This window comes from Bradyrhizobium icense (assembly GCF_001693385.1).
Taxonomy (GTDB): domain Bacteria; phylum Pseudomonadota; class Alphaproteobacteria; order Rhizobiales; family Xanthobacteraceae; genus Bradyrhizobium; species Bradyrhizobium icense.
The window spans coordinates 5889119-5906723 of sequence record NZ_CP016428.1; the positions used below are offsets into that span (position 1 = coordinate 5889119).

The 17605-nt window shown below is 60.6% G+C and carries 23 protein-coding genes; 15 read left to right on the plus strand and 8 right to left on the minus strand.

Going from position 1 to position 17605, the window contains the following annotated elements:
• Positions 1–2 precede the first annotated feature (2 nt).
• Entirely contained in the window at positions 3–1220 is a 1218-nt protein-coding gene (locus LMTR13_RS27520) for an aminotransferase class V-fold PLP-dependent enzyme (protein ID WP_065730512.1), read from the plus strand.
• A gap of 897 nt (positions 1221–2117) precedes the next feature.
• Here the strand turns inward: LMTR13_RS27520 and LMTR13_RS39970 are convergent.
• Positions 2118–2351: a hypothetical protein gene (locus LMTR13_RS39970; RefSeq protein WP_083219509.1), complete on the minus strand. Its 234-nt coding sequence runs from the start codon at positions 2349–2351 to the stop codon at positions 2118–2120.
• A 987-nt stretch (positions 2352–3338) separates the two neighbouring features.
• On the opposite strand from LMTR13_RS39970, the gene LMTR13_RS27525 reads away from it, so the two are divergent.
• A complete protein-coding gene (locus tag LMTR13_RS27525; RefSeq protein ID WP_065733015.1) occupies positions 3339–3548 on the plus strand; it encodes a MerR family transcriptional regulator in 210 nt (69 codons plus the stop codon).
• Positions 3549–3559: 11 nt separating this feature from the next.
• Here the strand turns inward: LMTR13_RS27525 and LMTR13_RS27530 are convergent, their stop codons facing one another.
• Entirely contained in the window at positions 3560–4945 is a 1386-nt protein-coding gene (locus LMTR13_RS27530; protein WP_065730513.1) for a tyrosine-type recombinase/integrase, read from the minus strand.
• Positions 4946–5225: 280 nt separating this feature from the next.
• Between LMTR13_RS27530 and LMTR13_RS27535 the strand changes: the two genes are divergently transcribed.
• On the plus strand, positions 5226–5456 hold the full coding sequence (locus LMTR13_RS27535; protein WP_065730514.1) for a hypothetical protein: 231 nt from the start codon (positions 5226–5228) through the stop codon (positions 5454–5456).
• Between the two features lie 37 nt (positions 5457–5493).
• Positions 5494–5892: a hypothetical protein gene (locus tag LMTR13_RS27540; RefSeq protein WP_065730515.1), complete on the plus strand. Its 399-nt coding sequence runs from the start codon at positions 5494–5496 to the stop codon at positions 5890–5892.
• A 125-nt stretch (positions 5893–6017) separates the two neighbouring features.
• On the opposite strand, the gene LMTR13_RS43205 is transcribed toward LMTR13_RS27540, so the two are convergent.
• Both LMTR13_RS43205 and LMTR13_RS27545 read right to left on the minus strand, forming a co-directional pair.
• Positions 6018–6152: a hypothetical protein gene (locus LMTR13_RS43205; protein WP_257784721.1), complete on the minus strand. Its 135-nt coding sequence runs from the start codon at positions 6150–6152 to the stop codon at positions 6018–6020.
• A complete protein-coding gene (locus LMTR13_RS27545; RefSeq protein ID WP_065730516.1) occupies positions 6152–6622 on the minus strand; it encodes a group III truncated hemoglobin in 471 nt (156 codons plus the stop codon). The genes LMTR13_RS43205 and LMTR13_RS27545 overlap by 1 nt, the downstream gene beginning before the upstream one ends.
• Before the next feature lie 83 nt (positions 6623–6705).
• Here LMTR13_RS27545 and LMTR13_RS27550 point away from each other — a divergent pair, with 83 nt between their 5' ends.
• Positions 6706–7134: an RrF2 family transcriptional regulator gene (locus tag LMTR13_RS27550; RefSeq protein WP_065730517.1), complete on the plus strand. Its 429-nt coding sequence runs from the start codon at positions 6706–6708 to the stop codon at positions 7132–7134.
• Positions 7131–7454 carry a DUF6522 family protein gene (locus LMTR13_RS27555; RefSeq protein ID WP_236843173.1) on the plus strand — a complete coding sequence of 108 codons (324 nt, stop codon included), beginning with the start codon at positions 7131–7133 and terminating at the stop codon, positions 7452–7454. The genes LMTR13_RS27550 and LMTR13_RS27555 overlap by 4 nt, the downstream gene beginning before the upstream one ends.
• A gap of 3 nt (positions 7455–7457) precedes the next feature.
• Here LMTR13_RS27555 and LMTR13_RS27560 read toward each other — a convergent pair whose 3' ends face one another.
• Positions 7458–8135, minus strand: a complete 678-nt coding sequence (locus LMTR13_RS27560) for an SET domain-containing protein (protein WP_065730518.1) — start codon at positions 8133–8135, stop codon at positions 7458–7460.
• Between the two features lie 196 nt (positions 8136–8331).
• On the opposite strand from LMTR13_RS27560, the gene LMTR13_RS27565 reads away from it, so the two are divergent.
• Complete coding sequence (locus tag LMTR13_RS27565) at positions 8332–8910, plus strand: hypothetical protein (protein ID WP_156796040.1); 579 nt, start codon at positions 8332–8334, stop codon at positions 8908–8910.
• 108 nt (positions 8911–9018) lie between these two features.
• Positions 9019–9351, plus strand: a complete 333-nt coding sequence (locus LMTR13_RS27570; RefSeq protein ID WP_065730520.1) for a hypothetical protein — start codon at positions 9019–9021, stop codon at positions 9349–9351.
• 71 nt (positions 9352–9422) lie between these two features.
• Here LMTR13_RS27570 and LMTR13_RS27575 read toward each other — a convergent pair whose 3' ends face one another.
• Complete coding sequence (locus tag LMTR13_RS27575) at positions 9423–10157, minus strand: TetR/AcrR family transcriptional regulator (protein WP_065730521.1); 735 nt, start codon at positions 10155–10157, stop codon at positions 9423–9425.
• A gap of 109 nt (positions 10158–10266) precedes the next feature.
• Between LMTR13_RS27575 and LMTR13_RS27580 the strand changes: the two genes are divergently transcribed.
• From LMTR13_RS27580 to LMTR13_RS27595, 4 genes are all read left to right on the plus strand, one after another.
• The gene (locus tag LMTR13_RS27580; RefSeq protein ID WP_065730522.1) at positions 10267–11670 is read left to right on the plus strand and encodes a carotenoid oxygenase family protein; all 1404 of its coding nucleotides are present in this window, start codon (positions 10267–10269) and stop codon (positions 11668–11670) included.
• Between the two features lie 241 nt (positions 11671–11911).
• Positions 11912–12490, plus strand: coding sequence for a hypothetical protein (locus tag LMTR13_RS27585; protein WP_065730523.1), 579 nt, complete (start codon positions 11912–11914; stop codon positions 12488–12490).
• A 42-nt stretch (positions 12491–12532) separates the two neighbouring features.
• On the plus strand, positions 12533–13090 hold the full coding sequence (locus LMTR13_RS27590; protein ID WP_065730524.1) for an inner membrane-spanning protein YciB: 558 nt from the start codon (positions 12533–12535) through the stop codon (positions 13088–13090).
• Positions 13091–13215: 125 nt separating this feature from the next.
• On the plus strand, positions 13216–13512 hold the full coding sequence (locus LMTR13_RS27595; protein WP_065730525.1) for a hypothetical protein: 297 nt from the start codon (positions 13216–13218) through the stop codon (positions 13510–13512).
• Between the two features lie 13 nt (positions 13513–13525).
• Here LMTR13_RS27595 and LMTR13_RS27600 read toward each other — a convergent pair whose 3' ends face one another.
• Positions 13526–14200, minus strand: a complete 675-nt coding sequence (locus LMTR13_RS27600) for a DUF429 domain-containing protein (protein ID WP_083219261.1) — start codon at positions 14198–14200, stop codon at positions 13526–13528.
• Positions 14197–15849, minus strand: a complete 1653-nt coding sequence (locus tag LMTR13_RS27605; protein WP_065730526.1) for a fumarate hydratase — start codon at positions 15847–15849, stop codon at positions 14197–14199. Before LMTR13_RS27605 ends, LMTR13_RS27600 begins: the two co-directional genes overlap by 4 nt.
• 185 nt (positions 15850–16034) lie before the next feature.
• Here LMTR13_RS27605 and LMTR13_RS27610 point away from each other — a divergent pair, with 185 nt between their 5' ends.
• The 3 genes from LMTR13_RS27610 to LMTR13_RS27620 all read left to right on the plus strand — a co-directional run bounded on the left by LMTR13_RS27610 (position 16035) and on the right by LMTR13_RS27620 (position 17522).
• Positions 16035–16613, plus strand: a complete 579-nt coding sequence (locus LMTR13_RS27610) for a hypothetical protein (RefSeq protein ID WP_236843174.1) — start codon at positions 16035–16037, stop codon at positions 16611–16613.
• An 86-nt stretch (positions 16614–16699) separates the two neighbouring features.
• Entirely contained in the window at positions 16700–17176 is a 477-nt protein-coding gene (locus LMTR13_RS27615; RefSeq protein WP_065730528.1) for a hypothetical protein, read from the plus strand.
• Between the two features lie 160 nt (positions 17177–17336).
• Positions 17337–17522 (plus strand): hypothetical protein, encoded by a 186-nt coding sequence (locus tag LMTR13_RS27620; protein ID WP_156795833.1) that lies wholly within the window; start codon positions 17337–17339, stop codon positions 17520–17522.
• Positions 17523–17605: the final 83 nt, after the last annotated feature.

Here is a 17605-nt window from a genome sequence, read left to right on the forward strand (position 1 = left end):
TGGTGCAGCAGTCGACGAGCCATACAGGATTCGCGGATCTTTCCGATTCCGACGTCCATCGCTTGCGAAGTGATACACCCGGCGTCGCAAATCGAATTCATTTCAACAATGCAGGCGCTGCATTGATGCCGAAGCCGGTTGTCGGGGGCATGATCGAGTACCTGCAGCGCGAAGCCGAAATTGGTGGATATGAGGCAAGCGCCGAAAGCATTTCTCGCCTTGAGCTCGTATACGACAGCGTCGCCCGACTCGTCGGCTCTGAACGGGAAGAGATCGCGCTGGCTGAGAACGCCACGCTGGCATGGCAGCGCGCCTTTTATTCGCTACGCTTTGGCCCGGGCGACCGCATTCTCACGACCTCCGCGGAATTTGCGGCCAACTATGTCGCCTTCTTGCAGGTAGCACGTCGCACCGGCGCCCGGGTCGAGATCATACCCGACGATGCAAATCATGTTCTCGACCCGGAGGCGCTCGAGCGCATGATCGATGCGCATGTGCGACTGATCGCTATCACGTGGGTGCCGACCAATGGCGGCCTCGTGAATCCGGCTGAAGCCGTGGGACGGATCGCGCGAGCACATGGTATTCCGTACTTACTTGACGCTTGCCAGGCGGTTGGACAGATGCCGATCGATGTCTCTGCACTTCGCTGCGATATGCTCACTGCAACAGGCCGAAAGTTCTTGCGCGGTCCACGCGGGACAGGCTTTCTATACATTCGTCATGATTTTCTGAAAGATGTCGAACCGGCCATGATCGACCTGTTCGGAGCACCGTGGGTTGGACCGCAGGGCTATGAACTCAGATCCGACGCGCGGAGATTCGAAACATGGGAAGCGAATTACGCGACGCGACTTGGCCTTGGGATAGCTGTCGATTACGCACTTTCGGTCGGCATCGATAAGATCGAACGGCGTTGTCGTCTGCTTGCGGAGGAGTTGCGCACCTTGCTCACCGCAGTTCCTGGATTGTCAATTCATGACCTCGGGGAACGTCGCGCTTCAATCGTGTCGTTCACTCTTGGCAACGCGGGCGCACGCGAGGTCATGCGTCGTCTTGCAACAGAACAAATCAATGTGTCGGTCTCCCCACCAACAAGTACACCATTGGACGCGACGTGGAGAAAGCTTCCGGATATCGTTCGCGCTTCGCCGCATTACTATAATACAATTGAGGAGGTTCACACTCTCGCGTCAGCGGTCTGCCGAATAGCAGCATGACCTTAGCACCCAAAAGCGGGATGAGATTTAGGCTGAATCGACTTGGGATTTCAGCGTATTTAGCCTGAGGCCTCACGTCACGACTCGCATCCGCGTGCTAGAAGAGGCCACTAGGCGTACCTGTATTCCAGCGCCACGCCCGGAAGATTCCGGTTCCGACGTGATACGGGAGAGACAGCGAGGTGTATCGCCACCGCGCCGGGAAGAGCCCAGCCTCGGAAATTCACGAGCCGCTAGGAAATCTTGCTCACATGGAAGCAACCGCAGACGGAACCCCGCAAGCAGAGTCCATTAGCTTTCACAATCGCTTGTGAGGCTTCTAGTCCGACTCCGGTCACATCGTTGCCTTCGATGACGCACCCTGCGGAGGAGTTCTCGTCGTCTCCCAAGATTAGAATTGGAAGGAGCGAGCCCAGTTTCTCCGTGGGCGCTGCCCTTCTGCTTTTCCTGGCGCGCTCGGATTCACGTTACTAAAAATGGGCTGACCAATGCCTTGCGAATTCACAGATCGCCGGCGGAGACCATCTCGACATCGAACGCATCCAAAGAGGAACAAATGTCGCTCCCTATCAGCTGTACGGTGGGAAACTGTCAGGCACAGCCACCGGGGTGAGCTGCCGCGCGGGTTTCTATCGCTCCTCTACGAATTGATCCCCACACCGCCTGCCGATCGGAAAACGCCTTCGTTTCTAGCGATGAACGCTTTCGGCCAAACTCCAGTCTCCAAAGCGTCCGCACCGCCTACTTGGAACGAGTGTCTGACACAAGTCCGTTCATCCCCTGACAGTGGTCACGCAGAAGCTGCGGCGGCATTTCGTTTGGGGTCATCTTCGGAGGTCACAGCTACTCCGCGCCATGTCCGTTGCTCGTAGGACCCGCACATGCACTCATCGGCATTTATAGCGGCAGCTCTGCCTGATTGCCGGACCAGTCGATAATGTTCAATGACAGTCCTCGCCTGATCATCTCAACTTCGAGATCAGCAGCATGATTTTTCCAATCCTGCGTTTCTCGAACTCGAAATTGAGGTTCTTCGCCGCGAGCTTTTTTTTCGTCATCAGCGGCGAGCGCGCCGCGAACGCCCTCATACATCATCACGATGCTGGCATCGCTGAAAGCCTGATAGTTCATCGAGTAGCGCCCCATAAACAAGCCGTCGCTGGATGAACCAGCAACGGCTTTACGTAAAGACGTGACCAGCAGAAGGTCGATACGATACTAGAACGACGATGGTTAAGTCGCAGTTAAGTACGAATCTGCCAATATGGTCAATGTGATACGCGACGCCGCTTAGTTCGATTCTGGACCGAGCTTCAGAAGCTCCGTTTCCAAACGGGCAAAAAAAATTGGCCGAAATTGAGCTGCTTACATAGCGAACTCAGCAGCTTAAGTGCTGGCTGGGGCGGGAGGGACCGAAGCTCCGAATGGCGGAATCAAAATCCGCCTACTTTCCCTCATCTATCAACGCACATTCCGAACGCGCCTGCTTGACTAAACTGCAGCATAGACCGTCGATTGGCCGAACCCTCAGACCGCCAGCACCTTCAGCATTGGCTTTCCCAAACACAACCGTGCGCGAATTCTCCGCCCGTGAACCACCACGCGCAATGTATGGCCATCTCTCCGCAATCACATCTTCACGTGATACAACAGCAGCCAGCTAGCGCAACCGCAGGGCCTGTCCAGTCCATCATGGCCAAACTTGAGCGAGCTAAAGCAACAAAGGCGACGGCTTGATACGCTTCAGCAAAATTGGTCACACCAAAAGATGACGCGGAAAGCCAGTCACCGGAAAATGATCCCTGTGTTCTTCTCCGATCTCACCGGCCCACAATGATCCTCGGCTCTTTCAGCTGTCCCATAATACTCGAAGCTTTCTTGGCTTTCACTGGAGAGACGAGCGAACGCCGTGATTGAATGAATCGACGCAGAGCCTTCTTCCGTGCCACCCGTTCTAATCTGCGGTCCCCAACCTGGTGTCGAGAACGACATTCACAGGGGTGGATGTCAGGCGCGCGCGGTTCCGAAGCACGCCGCCGCTAGCTGTACGCAAGACCGCCGATTTTGATGCAATTGCGGCGGCGGAGAAGGATGAACAGCCGAGCACAGGAGGGATCGATGACGATGACGGATGAGCCCCGCCAGAAGCGGAACCTGATTCCGTTGAAAAAGGCGTTGGAGCGGGGCGGTTTCGGCCGGACCAAGGCCTACAAGCTGATCAAGAAGGGAAAGATCATCGCCTACAAAATGGAGGGCCAGACCATGGTCGATGCCGATTCCATCGACGCCTATCATATGACCCTCCCTCGCATTGAGCCGAGTACATGAAGGCGCTCTAGCTAGTTCGCGCAGCTTTCAAGGATTGCCTTGATCGGCACAATCTTTTTTGGACAGGCAAAGCTATCGATCCGGTCAGCCCAATGCTGCATCAGCTTGGTGCGCGAGCCGATCAGGGCCAGCGGTCCGTGCCGCTTGTAGATCGCCTTTACCGAGTCACTTTCGAGATGCGCAAGTTGCAACTCGATGACGTCGCCATCCCATGCCTTGGCTTCCTTGATCTCCTCATGGTGACAAAGGGTCGAGAACGTAGTCCGGAAGCCATGGGCGCAATGTTCGGTCTTGGTGTCGATGCCGAGCGCACGCAGCCGACAACAGAGCGTTCTACCGGACAAGGGTGCATCTTCGGCACAAGCGAACACGTAGCGCCGATTGCCGGTGATTTTCCGCACGCGTCGCAGGATAGCGAGGGCTTGTCGCGACAGCGGCACAACATGATCCCAGCCGGTCTTCATCTTAGCAGCAGGAATAGTCCACCGTTCGGTATCCCAGTCGACCTCTGACCATTCCATGTTGTTGATCATGCCGGGGCGCGGAATGGTCAGTGCATCGAGCCGAAGGGCATCACCGACCACGTCGCCAAATCTGGCCTTTGCCCATGTCGGCATGATCAGCCTGAACAGGCGAACCACATCCTGCGGATCGGTGACGCCGGGCCGCGGCGTCGAGACATTGACAATAAGCTGCATCTTGCAGGCACGGAACGGATTATAGCCATCCCCTTCGAGGTCAGCGTAGTCGCAAACTTGCGAACCGATACTGTGAACTCGGTCACGGGTCTCTAGTCTGCCTTCAGCCTGCATCGCCCGAAAGAAAGCGAGAACGTCGGGGCGCTTGATGTCTTTCCGATAGAGCTTGCCGAAACGACCCTTCAGATAACCAGCCCATCTTTCGAGCAGCGCGATGGTTTCAGGACTGCGAACTGTGACAAGTCTGCCGCGCTTGATCTTCTCGATCTTCTTCTCTGCGAGCCATTCATCGATCCACACGCCGAGAGGGCGTTCGGCCGCCTGACGATGTCTTTCGAATTGCTTTTCGACGGAGGGATCGACTGGTGGGTTTTGGGCGAGCAGCGCCTTTGCGGCGTCGCGCTTCTGACGTGCAGTGGCGAGTGAGAAGGTGCCGTCGTTGCCATCGCCGTAAGGCCCGATGGAGTAGGTCTTCTGTCGGCCGTGAAAGCGATAGGCCATCTGCCAGAGCTTGGAGGCGGCTTTGCCCGGCCTGTTCAGGTCCGGCTTGATGAAGAGATAGAGACCGCCGCCTGTCACGTCAGAAATCTTGGTGGCGGTCCAAGCACCGTTCTCGAATTTCGGTTTGGCGGCGCGACACTCGACGTCGGTCCTGATCTGCTCGGGGTTCGCGTGCTCGCCAACCTGACTGCGTGCCATCTGCTTCGATTCTCGCGTCTCGGAAGATCGGAATTGTGCCGCGACGTTTGTTCTTCCGATACCAACAAAAATACCAACAAAGTCGGCGGCTGGACGCGAATGAGAACAAACAGTGACGAACATGAATGTACGCGGAAACCCCTACTTTTCAAGCACTTCTGAGCGTGTGCGAACACCATCAAACATCTTAGGACGTCTCCGAACACTCTGCTTTCTTACGTCCAAGGTAATCGAAACGGGCCGCGGGCCGGGTCATTTTTGGGAGCACAGGAGATGACCCATGCTGATGCTTTCGCTGTTCCACTTCGTCGCCTTCGTCGCCGCCATGATCCCCTGGGTACGCAATCTGGTCACCTGGCTCGTGGCACGCTCCCTGAACATGCCCGAGCCCCTGGTGCACGACACCGGCATGTTCGTGTTCGTGCAGGTGCAGGCGATCGAGAACAGGGTCGGCAAGGCGCTCTGCCCGGTGCGGCTGATGCGTCAGCTCCGGTCGCTGCTGCAACGCTGATCGCTGCCCCGTCCATTCCCAAGCAAAGGAGAACGTCATGATCCATCCGTCCACCTTCCTGAGCCGCGCCCTGCTCGCCGACGCCGCCTTCAGCGGCGTCGCCGCTGTGGCGCTAACGCTCGGCGCCGGCGCGCTCGCGCCGTTCCTCAATTTGCCGGAAGTCTTGTTGCGCGAAACCGGGCTTTTCCTGATCGCCTATACCGCGCTGGTCGGCTGGCTGGCGACGAGGTCGACGGTGATGAAGGCGCTGGTGTTGTTCGTGATCATCGGTAACGCCGCGTGGACGCTGGGCAGCATTGCGCTACTTTTCTCGGGCGCGGTGTCGCCGAACCTGCTCGGTCAGGTCTTCATCGTGGCGCAGGCGATTGCAACCGGCGTGTTTGCCGAGCTGCAGTATATTGGACTGCGCAAGAGTGGTGCGACGGTGGCGGCGTAAGTCGTCATTGTCATTCCGGGATGGTGCGTAAGCACCAGACCCGGAATCGCGAGATTCTCTGGTGCGCAATTGCGCACCATAGTTCGATGCTTTCGCATCGCCCCGGAATGACGCGCGGGAGCGCGTCAGCTCAACACCACCGCCGCAATCATTCCGGCAAAAGTCAGCACCAGCCCGATGACCAGCATCGGCACAAGGCTGCTGCCCGAATACGGATCAGCCTGCTCCTTGTTCGTCAAGATATGTGCACGATAAGCCATCACACTGCTCCTGCCTGATTGCGCCGAAATCTTTCACCGTTCGCGAGCATGATGCCGTTGGCGCCGGCGATGCCAAGCTCGAGGCTCGCCGCAATCCGCCGCGCCCGTTCCACGAAATGCGCTTCCGCCTCCGGCGGGCATATCTCGCGCGCGGTGGCCTCGAACAGCGCGAGCCAGCGGTCGAAATGCGCGGCGTCGACCGGCAATGGCAGATGCTTGGCCATCGGCGTACCGTGGTACCGGCCGGTCATCAGCGCAACGGACGACCAGAATGCGCACATCTGCTTCAGATGCGGCTCCCAATCCCTGATGCGCGCGTCGAAGATCGGCCCGAGCACCGCGTCCTCGCGGACCTTGACGTAGAAGCCGCGCACCAGGCGCTCGATCATCGCCTCGTCAATTCCGGTTCGTTCCATGATTTCGGCCATGAGCCGTTCGCGCCGCTCCGGCCCTGCCACGATCGCTTCCATTTCGCCTGCCCTTAAATAGGTATTTCAAATACCTATTTAGACGGCTATAGATGGTTTGCAAGCGGATCTTTTGAGAGGGCCCCATGCGCCTGACGTCGTTCACGGATTTTGCGTTGCGCGCCCTGATGCGGCTGGCGGGCGAGCCCGGCCGTTCCTTCGCCACCAATGAGATCGCGGCCGAGTTCGGCATTTCGCGCAATCATCTGGCCAAGGTGGTTCGTGACCTCTCCGACAGCGGTTTCATCTCGACCCAGCGCGGCGTCGGCGGCGGCTTCATGCTGGCCCGCCCGGCCCAGTCGATCACCATCGGCGAGGTGGTGCGTGCGCTGGAGGGGCCGCCGCTGGTCGAATGTTTTCGCGAGGATGGCGGTAGTTGCGTGCTGAAGCCGCGCTGCCGGCTGAAAGCGAAGCTGGCTGCCGCCCGCGAAGCCTTCATGCGCGAGCTCGATGCCACGACGCTGGCGGAATGCGCCTACCCCGCGCAGCCCAGACGCAGTCAGGTGACCGCATGAAGCCCATAGAGAAGCATCAGGGCCTGCACATGAAACCGATCGAATTCGAGAATGGCACCGTGCAGATTGATGCCGTTATCGTCGCTGAAGGCCTCGGCCTTGCGCTGCCGCTCCTTCAGAAGGAGATGCGGGCGGGCAGGATCACGAGCTTTGCCGAGCGCGGCGTCGATGCCGACTTTGGCCGGCATCGGCTGACCTTCCTGTCCGCACACCGGCGGTTTCGCGTCGTGGTCGACGAAACAGGTACTATCGTCCAACGATCCGCGGTCGACTTCGGCGATTCGTCGCTGCCGAAATCGGTGCGCAAGCCCGGCGGATAAGGGCTATGCCTGAAGGGCCGGCGCTGGCGCGGAGGCTGGCCGTTTCCGGCTGGCGGGCTTCTTGCCGATGCCTCTGACACGGCTGCTGCCGTTCAGATGCTTGCCGTTCAGTGAATGGCCGTTGAGCTTCTTCGACTTCCGCTCAGCCTCTGCCTTCAATTTATCCTTTGCTTCCGCCTTGGCCAGCTTCTCCGCCTGCTTCAGCGCCTTGCGCTCGGCCTTGGCCTTCAGCCGTGCCTTCTCCGCCCGGGCCTCAGCGCGCTTCTTCTTGCGCTTCTTTTCGCAAGAGGCGCATTTGCAGCCGATCGGCTTCAGATAGGCTTTGAAATAGTCGGTGCCGTAATCGTAATTGATCTCCTCGCCCGGCTCGATGTTCTTGATGGCGCGAATGAACACCTTGCGCTTGCGAGGCTTGACGTCGGATTCGGCGTTCGGCTTGCAGGAATGGTTGATATAGCGGGCGATGTTCTTGCGCACCGAGCCGTCGATGGTCCAGCGGTCGTTCAGTTCGAACAGATATTTGTTCTCGATCGCGTCTTCTTCTTTCTTTTTCGAATCAAGAAGCGGCCCGAAGTAGCGGATGATCTTGGTGCCCTTCTTGATCGGCTTGGTGGCGAAAAGGCCAAGTCCAGTGCGGGAGCGGCCGACGCGATAGGGCTTGTTCGACGGTATGGAAGGCATGACGACTGAATGATGCACGCTCGAGAAAACAAGGAATTGCGAAGCCGCCCTTCTAGGACGATTCCGCGGCAATGTCAGGTGTTTCGCACATTCGCCTTGAACCTTCCCCAGATTGCACTGTCTACCCCCAAAGGTTCCACACAAGAAAGTCCAGATGAAACGCGCCTCCCATCGACAGCTCGCCGTGCCGGCCGCCATGGCGCTCTTCGCCGCGGCATCTGGCCTGATTTCACTGGCCAACGCCCAAACATTCGGCAGCAGCTACACGTCGACCGCGCCAAAGGACTGCCAAACGGTTGGCAAGCCCGAAGCCGACGGCAGCACGACGCAGGTCTGCCCCGGTAAATCGGGGTTGGTGGTGCTGATCAGCGAGGGCGACCTGCGTGAAACCGTCTCGGTCGGGCGAAACCGCGAGACCGCCGCCAAGGAGCCGGCCGCGGAGGCATGGTTCGGCCCTTTCAATTCGACCGGCCACACCGTCGAATGGCGGGCGGTCGACGGCAGGCCGTTCGCGATCATTCAGCGCTGGCTGATCGCCGACAACAACGACCTGGACAAGACCGGAAGCCCGATCACGAAACCGATGCTCGCCGTGACGCGGCTGCCGCCCGGGCCGGTCTGCCACGTCGCCTATATCGACGGCCAGGCCAACCGCAATCCCAACGAGCTTGCCCGCCAGGCCGCGGACGAATTTGCGCGTGATTTCAAGTGCGGCAAGGACGAAGTGAAGGTGATTGGCGAACGCGGCCGCGCGGTGGAATTGGCAAAGCGGTAATGGTAGACGCAGTCTGGCGCTTTCTTGCCGCATTAACGTCAAAGCTTCAGGCTTGAGTGCTTGAACCTTGTCAGACCTTGTTATTTCACCGCATCACCCGGGGCAGCGATGCACGTAAAACTCCTGGCACTCCTCATCGCCGGCATCGCCCTCTCCGGCTGCTGCGCCTCCGGAACTGGCTGCTCGACGCAGACCGCGGGCGCGCCGATTGCCTGGGACGGGTTAGGTGAACCACCGACGGCAGACGGTGAACAAGCCGGGGCAACCAAGCCGAAGCGGAGGACAGCCCGCAATCGCGAGATCATCCTTGGCCCGCTGAACGAAGCCGCACCGAGATCGGACGCCAGAGCGCGCTACGACGAATGGACACGTCAGCCCAACGAAGACGCGGAAGCCGACGCAAGGCTCGCGCGGCAAACCAAGATTTGCAGGGGCTGCTGAGCGGCACGCCACACGCATCGTCGCCGCGCAGCTACGTTACGCCCGCAACGAACTCCCGCAAAGCCGGCGTCCTATGGTCCCGGCGGTCGCGGCACTGTCGAACGCAGCATCGCGTCCAGAAGCTGGTCGACGCCCGTCCCCTCGGGTAGCCGGTGCAGGATATCCTTGAGCCTTCCGTCAAGCAGCAGCGTGGTGAAGCCGTGCACCAGCGACCACGCGCGTGCGATCGCGGCGGCCCGGTCCAGTGTCAGCGCCTCCAGCACCTCGCCGGTCAGCTTCTCGTTGCGGCTGAGGCTCACCGCGGTCGCCAGCCCCTGGAATGAGGCCGTAGCTGCCTCGTGCAGCGACGGCCGCGTCATGTCGAGCCGCTCGGTACGGAACATCAGCCCGTACATGCCGGGGCGCGCCTGCGCATAGGCGACATAGGCCTTGGCGCGCGCCATCGCCTTCATCAGCGGGAGTGTTTCGGTATTGCCCGCCGCGATCATCGCCTCATTGAAGCGCCGAAATCCGATGGCAGCAAGTTCGCTCAGGAGCCCGGTGAGATCGCCGAAATGATGGGTCGGCGCGGCATGCGACACGCCAGCCTCGCGCGCGACCGCCCGCAGCGTCAGGCCCGGCAGCCCCTCGCGTTCCAGCACCCGCTCCGCTGCAGCGAGCAAAGCGTCATGCAGATCGCCGTGGTGATAAGGGGGCTCGCCGGCCGAACGGCGACGCCGGCTCGCCGGCCTCTCCGTTACAGGTTTCGCCGCGCTGCGCCTTGCGGCGGGACGGATCGTTCTGGTTTCTCGCGATGTTCTTGCCATGCGACTCGTTATAACCGCAATTTTTACACTGTAAAGATTTGCTTGACGGCAGCTCGCAACATCCCTATTGTTATCTTTACGATGTAAAGATTAAGCCGGAGGAAACGCGATGCTCGACCAGGTGACGACCGAGATGGCCCGGACCAATCTGGCGCCGATCCCAATGGAACGCGACGCGCCACATCTCAAGGTGACCGGCGAATTGCCGCGCGAACTCAACGGGACGCTCTATCGCAACGGCCCAAATCCGCAATTCGATGCGCCCGGCGCCCATTGGTTCGTCGGCGACGGCATGCTGCACGCCTTCCATCTGGAGAACGGCCGCGCCAGCTATCGCAATCGCTGGGTCCGCACCCCGAAATGGCTGGCCGAGCACGACGCCGGCCGCGCGCTGTTCGGCGGCTTCGGCCGCAAGCTGCCGGGTGCGCCGGCCGGGACCACCGACGATGGCGGCGTCGCCAATACCAATGTCATCTTCCACGCCGGAAAACTGCTGGCGCTCGAGGAAGGCCATCTGCCGACCGAGGTCGAACCGGGCACGCTCAATCGACTCGGCTATTGCGACTACAAGGGCGCGATCAAGGGTCCCTTCACCGCGCATCCGAAGATCGATCCCGTGACCGGCGAGATGGTGTTCTTTGGCTACAACGCCGCCGGCCCTCTCACCCCCGCCCTCTCCTTCGGATCGGTCAATGCCTCCGGCGTCGTGACGCGGTTCGATCGCTTCGAGGCGCCCTATGCCAGCATGGTGCACGACTTCATCGTCACCGAAAACCATCTGCTGTTTCCGATCCTGCCGATCACCGGCAGCATGGATCGCGCGATGCGCGGCAAGCCGCCCTATGCCTGGGAGCCGGAAAAAGGCGCGTATGTCGGCGTCATGAAGCGCAACGGCCCGGCGAAGGATCTCGTCTGGTTCCGCGCCGAGAGTTGTTACGTCTTCCATGTCATGAACGCGTGGGAGGAAGGCAACCGCATCATTGCCGACGTGATGCAATTCGAGGAAGCGCCGCTGTTTACCCATCCAGATGGCTCGAAGACCGATCCAGCGAAGGCGCGCGCGCGGTACTGCCGCTGGACGTTCGACCTGTCGGGCAATACCGACCGCTTCACGCAGACCTATCTCGACGATCTCACCGGCGAATTCCCGCGTATCGACGACCGCCGCGCGGGACTAGCGAACAGCCACGGCTGGTACGCCTGCGCCAATCCTGACCTGCCGATGTTCGGCGCACTGTCCGGCATCGTCCATGTCGACGGCACTGGTAAACGTCTCGGCCATCACCTGCTGCCCGCCGGCGATACCATTTCCGAGCCGGTGTTCGTGGAGCGCGGGCCTGATGCCGCCGAAGGCGATGGTTGGCTGCTCGCCGCCGTCTGGCGCGCGCGGGAGAACCGCAGCGATCTTGCGGTGTTCAACGCGCAGGACGTCGAAGGAGGTCCCGTTGCGCTGGTGCACCTCGGTCACCGCGTGCCCGACGGTTTCCACGGCAATTGGGTCGGGGCGGCGTAAGTCAGCCCGTTATTCTCCGATGTGCAATTGCACATCGGAGGCATCGCGCAGCGACGAGCCCGGAATCCAGAGGCTAATTAATCTCCAGATTCCGGGTTCGCGCTAACGCGCGCCCCGGAATGACGTGTTGATAGACACACGAACACCCCATTTTGACACCGTAAAGATTTTCCTTGACGAGTCCGACGCCCACCCCTACGGTATCTTTACGATGTAAAGATTAGCTCACCGGGAAGCCGTCATGACCATCTTCCTGATCCTCGCCCCCTTCGGCTCGTTCGCCCTGCTGATGCTGGTGACATCGGCCGAGATCAGCCTTTTCGTTGCGGCCACAATCTGTCTCGCCGTCATCGGCATCGACGTTCATCGCGGTCGCTCGATCAAGATGCTCGGCGCAGGCTCGGTCGTCATATTTGCCGCGCTCGGCGGCTACGTCGCCTGGGTCGATCCGAACCTCAGCCATTCGGCTGTCAAGCTGACGGTCGATGTCGGCGTGCTCGCGATTTCGCTGGTCTCGCTGATCATCCGCAAGCCGTTCATCCTGCAATATGCGCTTGAGGAGGTCGATGCCGAGACGGCCAAGCAGCCCGGTTTCCTGAAAGCGGTGTATCTCATCACCTGGGCCTGGAACGCCGCGTTTGTCCTGATGATCATCGGCAATTTGCTGACGATATATGTCCCGGGCTTGCCGCTCTGGTCGGGACTTGCGATCGCGTTCGCTGCCCGCAACAGTGCCGTCTACTTCACGGCATGGTATCCACGATATCGCAAGACGAAGTATGGTACGCCGCCTGCGAGCGTCCTCCCCTGCATCCACTGAATCAGACTTCCAACCGAAACACGATCAGCAGAGAGCAAGACGATGAAGGACGTATTCGCCAGACTGGGTGCGGATTTCTTCTCCACCATCCTGTTCATCGCGATCTACCTGACGACCGACAACGTGCTGCTGGCGACCGGCGTCGCGATCGTGGGCGCAATTGCGCAGGTGATCTACTCGCGCGTCAAGGGCAAGGAGCTCGGCTACATGACATGGGCCAGTCTTGGGCTGGTCATCGTGCTCGGCAGCGCGACGCTTCTGACCCACGACCCGCGCTTCGTGCTGGCGAAACCTGCCATCGGGCATTTCGCGATCGGCGTCATCATGCTCAAGCGCGGCTGGATGTTGCGTTACACGCCCTCCATCGTGACGCAGACCGTTCCCGAATATGTCACCTTCGCGGGCTACGCTTGGGCCGCACTTTGTTTCTTGCTCGCTGCCGGCACCATCGGCGTTGCGATGACCGGCGACATGAAGCTGTGGACGTTCTACGTGACCGTCGTGCTGGTCGGCGCCAAGATTGCCGCCTTTGCAATTCAATACATTGCGTTTCGTAGTTTGGTCGGCAGCCGGCTTCGCGCCGCCGCCCAGCGAGCCTGAAAAATACGCGTCAAAAGCGCTTGAGACGATTGGGCTTGTGTGGCGAGATAGGCTATACCGCACACGAGTTTGGCGGATCTCGCAGGCCATTCCGGCTTGCCGTGGGAAGTGTCGGGGAGACAAAGATGGCCGTGGACGGAAACTGGAATATCACCATGAGCACGCCGATGGGCGAGCGCAAGGCGACGTTGTCGCTGCAGAGCGCAGGCAACACGTTGACGGGGACGCAGGGCGCCGACGGCAATTCCGGCGAAATTTTTGACGGCACCGTCAACGGCGACGACGTCGCCTGGAAGATCTCCATCACCAACCCGATGCCGCTCACGCTTGCCTTCACCGGCAAAGTTTCCGGCGACAGCATGTCCGGCGAAATGGGCATCGGCCCGATGGGCAGCTTCCCATTCACGGGGGCGCGGGCCTGAGCCCCGCGGCGCGTCAGAACCAAATCTGCATCGACAAGCCATGAGCATCAAAGGGCGGCGATCCCTCGGGAACGCTGCCCGAGGGCTCATGCGCGGCGAGAGCTGCAGCACAGGCGTCCAAGACATCATCTGGCTTTGCTCCAGTACCTATGCGGGCGCGCGTAAGCCACCGTTCGATATCTTCGAAGCCTTCCCGCCTCAACAGCTTTTGGCGCAACAGGATTCCAGCTTCGGATTTCTTTGACTGCAGCGGTTCACCGCCGTTCAATCGCTGAAACACGAGTTCGGGATGGGTTTCACGAATATCGAGAGAAGGATTTGCGCGGACAAAGGCATCGACCTGCATGATCTTGGAGCCGAGATGCCAGAGCTGACGAGACACGCGCTTCTGTCCACGCCGCAGCGCCTCGTCATTCGCCCTGTCTGGGTGATCGAATTCTTCCCACAGCCACCGCCGCGCTCCGTCAAAGACACGGCAAGTATGGGGCCGCAATTTCTCGCGAGCCAACAAGTCGCAGCATCGTCGGCCGTCGTCGCCCATACCGATTGGGATGTCGATCGCTACCCGGTCGAATGGAGTAGATAGCGCGTCGGCAATATCGCAATGGAAACCAATCTTCCGCTGGCCGTCGTCCAACGACACGGCGACCCAGCCCTTGCTGAATCCGTCGAGGCCGATCGCCCTCACCCCAGATTCAATTCCTTGAAGAAGTCGTTGCCCTTGTCGTCGATGATGATGAAGGCCGGGAAATCCACCACTTCGATGCGCCAGATCGCTTCCATGCCGAGTTCGGGATATTCCACCACCTCGACCTTCTTGATGCAATGCTCGGCGAGATTTGCCGCCGCACCGCCGATCGAGCCGAGATAGAAGCCGCCGTGCTTCTTGCAGGCCTCGCGCACCGCGACCGCGCGGTTGCCCTTGGCGACCATCACCATCGATCCGCCGGCGGCCTGGAACTGGTCGACGAAGGAGTCCATCCGCCCCGCCGTGGTCGGGCCAAACGCGCCGGACGCGTAACCATCGGGCGTCTTCGCGGGGCCGGCGTAATACACCGGATGGTTCTTGAAATAATCCGGCAGCGGCTCGCCCCGCTCCAGCCGCTCGCGCAATTTGGCGTGGGCGGAATCGCGCGCGACGATCATGGTGCCGGTCATCGAGACCCGCGTCTTGATCGGATAATTCGACAGCGTCGCCAGGATTTCCTTCATCGGCTTGTTGAGGTCGATCTTGACGACCTCACCGCCGAGCGACTGCTCAACCGCCGGCAGATACTGCGCCGGGTTATGCTCGAGTTCCTCGAGGTAGACGCCGTCCTTGGTGATCTTGCCCAGCACCTGGCGGTCTGCCGAACAGGAGACGCCAAGCCCGATCGGGAGCGAAGCGCCGTGGCGCGGCATCCGGATCACGCGCACGTCGTGGCAGAAATATTTGCCGCCGAACTGCGCGCCGACGCCGAGCGACTGCGTCATCTTGAGAATTTCCTGCTCCATCTCGAGATCGCGGAACGCGTTGCCGTCGGCCGAGCCGTGGGTCGGCAGCGCATCGAGATAGCGCGCGGAAGCCAGCTTCACCGTCTTCATGCAAAGTTCGGCCGAGGTGCCGCCGATCACGATGGCGAGGTGATACGGCGGACACGCCGCGGTGCCGAGCGTGAGCACCTTCTCCTTCAGGAACGCCAGCAGCCGGTCCTTGGTCAAAACCGACGGGGTCGCTTGGAACAAAAAGCTCTTGTTGGCGGAGCCGCCGCCCTTGGCCATGAACATGAACTTGTAGGCGTCGTCACCCTCGGCGTAGATCTCGCACTGCGCCGGCATGTTATTGGCAGTGTTCTTTTCCTCGTACATCGACAAGGGAGCCACCTGCGAATAGCGCAGGTTACGGCGCAGGTAGGCATCGCGCGCTCCTTCTGAGAGCGCCGCCTCGTCGTCGCCATCGGTGATGACGCTGCAGCCCTTCTTGCCCATGATGATCGCGGTGCCGGTATCCTGGCACATCGGCAGCACGCCGCCGGCGGCGATGTTGGCGTTCTTCAGGAAATCGAAGGCGACGAACTTGTCGTTGTCGCTGGCCTCCTTGTCCTCCAGGATCGAGCGGAGCTGCTTCAGATGGCCCGGCCGCAGGTAATGATTGATGTCGCCAAAGGCCGCCTCCGACAGCGCCCGCAGCGCCTCGCGCGATACCACCAGCATGTCCTTGCCGAGCACCTTCTCGACCCGCACGCCCTCGGTCGTGATCTTCTTGTAAGGCGTGGTATCCGGCCCCAGCGGAAACAACGGCGTATGCTTGTAGGGCGGAACGGGTTTCTGGTCGGGAAAAGCGGTTGGGGCGTTCATGTCGATATCTCGGGTTGGAGCCGGCGGCAGCCGGAACGGCGCCGCAGCGATAGACCCGTTCTAAGCATTTTTCGACCAAAAGGAAGGTTTTGCTGGCCCGGCAGACGAGGCCGAAGCGGCAATTGCGGCCGCCGATCGGCGTTTGAACCGTTCTTGGCCATCTCCAGACAAACCCGAGATTTCCGATGGTCCCTGAACCGATTGCGACTGTAATGAACTCCGCCATCACATTGCCCGACGCAGCTTCCGTCCCCGCGCGCCCACTGCGTCTGCTCGGGCTTTATCTGTTTCTGATCATCATTGCCGCGATCGAAGCCTTCGAAGGACTCTCGCATTGGCCGATGCTGTTCGGCGATATGTCGGAAGTTCCCGGCCCTGGCATCGGTGGCGCGATCATCAAGGCGTATGTGGTCAGCCATCCCCTGCTGGCGCTGGCGGCGCTGGCGTTTGCCACCGTTGGCCGGCTGCATTATGCCGTCATCGCACTCGGCGCGCTCGTGCTGATGAACTGGCTGAACTACATGCCCTCGGTGGTGCGGCACGGTTTCGACTTCAGCGGCATCGCCGCTTTGCAGACCCCGGCCCAGGTCGTCGCGTTTCCGCTGATGGCTGCCTGCGCCATCGCCCTCGCCGCACGCGGGGAGCGGCTGGGGCTTGCCACCCTCCTGGCCAGTATTCCCACGCTGATCGACGTCCTCACCGTGATCGTCAATGTGCTCGGCGTGATCGTCTTTGCGATCGGCATCATGATTTACGGTTTCTGACGCACATCAAGATCAAGTTGACTTCCGCGCGCCGCCCTTGCAGGAAATCCGCGCGCGGGCTTCAATGGCGCAAAGGGGCATTCACAATGGCTTTGGGATCACTATTTCGCCGACCGACCTTGCTTGCCGCCACACTGGCGCTGGTTGCGATTGTCGGCGTATCGCCGGCACAGGCCGACCGCTGCGACGATATCGCCAAGGAGTTGAAGAACCAGATCGACGGCCTCAAGATCAGCGTCAATACCGGCAACATGATCTATCTGACGCATCCGGCGGCGAAAGAGCTGTCGCTCGGCTGCCGCGGCCGCAATTATTCCAACGAGCTCTACGCCAAGACGGACCGCAAGCCGAAGCCGCAATTCTTCGAACTGGTCGCCTCCGCCGGCGCCATCATCTTCACGATTCCGAAGCCCGACGTTGCGACCGGCTCCTCACGCTGCATCAAGCGCATGGGCATTCTGCGCGGCGACAAGGTTTCCATGCGCTTCCGCCGACTCAACATGGAATGCACGCGCACCAAGACCGAAGCCTCGATCGCGGTGACCCGCGGCAAGGACGAATAGGCCCAAGCCGCTCCCGATCCGGCGCATTCTAACGATTCCGCGAGCCGTCCGTTCACCATTGAACGGGATTGACCGCGTCGGCGCGGGATTGCCGGGCCGGATTCACCAACCGTTCGTTTCAACCCGGCCAGTATCGGAGGCAGCCAAAAGGATGCTTCCGATGAATGTCTCCCCTGTCCCCGCAACGGTGGTGGTCAAACCGCCTGAAGTCCCCGTGTTCAAGGCTCCCGACAAGATCCCCGACGTGCAGAACGGCGCTGCCGCCGACGGCACCCGCACGCCGCAGCCGACGCTGATCGCTCCCCTGCCGCCGGGTCAGGGAACGCGGATCGACCAACTGGCTTGAGCCAACCATCCAGTTATCGTCACCCGCCAACGGGTCGGCGCGTAGCGCCGCCCGATGACAGGCGGGTGACAAGTATTCCAGAA

Excerpts from the sequence above, each read along its gene's own strand:
- LMTR13_RS27565 (WP_156796040.1), top strand. The coding sequence starts at position 8,332 with ATGGCGCTCTTCGCCGCGGCATCTGGCCTGATTTCACTGGCCAACGCC.
- LMTR13_RS27620 (WP_156795833.1), top strand. The coding sequence starts at position 17,337 with ATGAATGTCTCCCCTGTCCCCGCAACGGTGGTGGTCAAACCGCCTGAA.
- LMTR13_RS27575 (WP_065730521.1), bottom strand. The coding sequence starts at position 10,157 with ATGGCAAGAACATCGCGAGAAACCAGAACGATCCGTCCCGCCGCAAGG.
- LMTR13_RS27605 (WP_065730526.1), bottom strand. The coding sequence starts at position 15,849 with ATGAACGCCCCAACCGCTTTTCCCGACCAGAAACCCGTTCCGCCCTAC.
- LMTR13_RS27595 (WP_065730525.1), top strand. The coding sequence starts at position 13,216 with ATGGCCGTGGACGGAAACTGGAATATCACCATGAGCACGCCGATGGGC.
- LMTR13_RS39970 (WP_083219509.1), bottom strand. The coding sequence starts at position 2,351 with ATGAACTATCAGGCTTTCAGCGATGCCAGCATCGTGATGATGTATGAG.
- LMTR13_RS27570 (WP_065730520.1), top strand. The coding sequence starts at position 9,019 with ATGCACGTAAAACTCCTGGCACTCCTCATCGCCGGCATCGCCCTCTCC.
- LMTR13_RS27535 (WP_065730514.1), top strand. The coding sequence starts at position 5,226 with ATGCTGATGCTTTCGCTGTTCCACTTCGTCGCCTTCGTCGCCGCCATG.
- LMTR13_RS27560 (WP_065730518.1), bottom strand. The coding sequence starts at position 8,135 with ATGCCTTCCATACCGTCGAACAAGCCCTATCGCGTCGGCCGCTCCCGC.
- LMTR13_RS43205 (WP_257784721.1), bottom strand. The coding sequence starts at position 6,152 with ATGGCTTATCGTGCACATATCTTGACGAACAAGGAGCAGGCTGATCCG.
- LMTR13_RS27525 (WP_065733015.1), top strand. The coding sequence starts at position 3,339 with ATGACGATGACGGATGAGCCCCGCCAGAAGCGGAACCTGATTCCGTTG.
- LMTR13_RS27590 (WP_065730524.1), top strand. The coding sequence starts at position 12,533 with ATGAAGGACGTATTCGCCAGACTGGGTGCGGATTTCTTCTCCACCATC.
- LMTR13_RS27540 (WP_065730515.1), top strand. The coding sequence starts at position 5,494 with ATGATCCATCCGTCCACCTTCCTGAGCCGCGCCCTGCTCGCCGACGCC.
- LMTR13_RS27585 (WP_065730523.1), top strand. The coding sequence starts at position 11,912 with ATGACCATCTTCCTGATCCTCGCCCCCTTCGGCTCGTTCGCCCTGCTG.
- LMTR13_RS27610 (WP_236843174.1), top strand. The coding sequence starts at position 16,035 with ATGGTCCCTGAACCGATTGCGACTGTAATGAACTCCGCCATCACATTG.
- LMTR13_RS27550 (WP_065730517.1), top strand. The coding sequence starts at position 6,706 with ATGCGCCTGACGTCGTTCACGGATTTTGCGTTGCGCGCCCTGATGCGG.
- LMTR13_RS27580 (WP_065730522.1), top strand. The coding sequence starts at position 10,267 with ATGCTCGACCAGGTGACGACCGAGATGGCCCGGACCAATCTGGCGCCG.
- LMTR13_RS27530 (WP_065730513.1), bottom strand. The coding sequence starts at position 4,945 with ATGGCACGCAGTCAGGTTGGCGAGCACGCGAACCCCGAGCAGATCAGG.
- LMTR13_RS27615 (WP_065730528.1), top strand. The coding sequence starts at position 16,700 with ATGGCTTTGGGATCACTATTTCGCCGACCGACCTTGCTTGCCGCCACA.
- LMTR13_RS27545 (WP_065730516.1), bottom strand. The coding sequence starts at position 6,622 with ATGGAAGCGATCGTGGCAGGGCCGGAGCGGCGCGAACGGCTCATGGCC.
- LMTR13_RS27555 (WP_236843173.1), top strand. The coding sequence starts at position 7,131 with ATGAAGCCCATAGAGAAGCATCAGGGCCTGCACATGAAACCGATCGAA.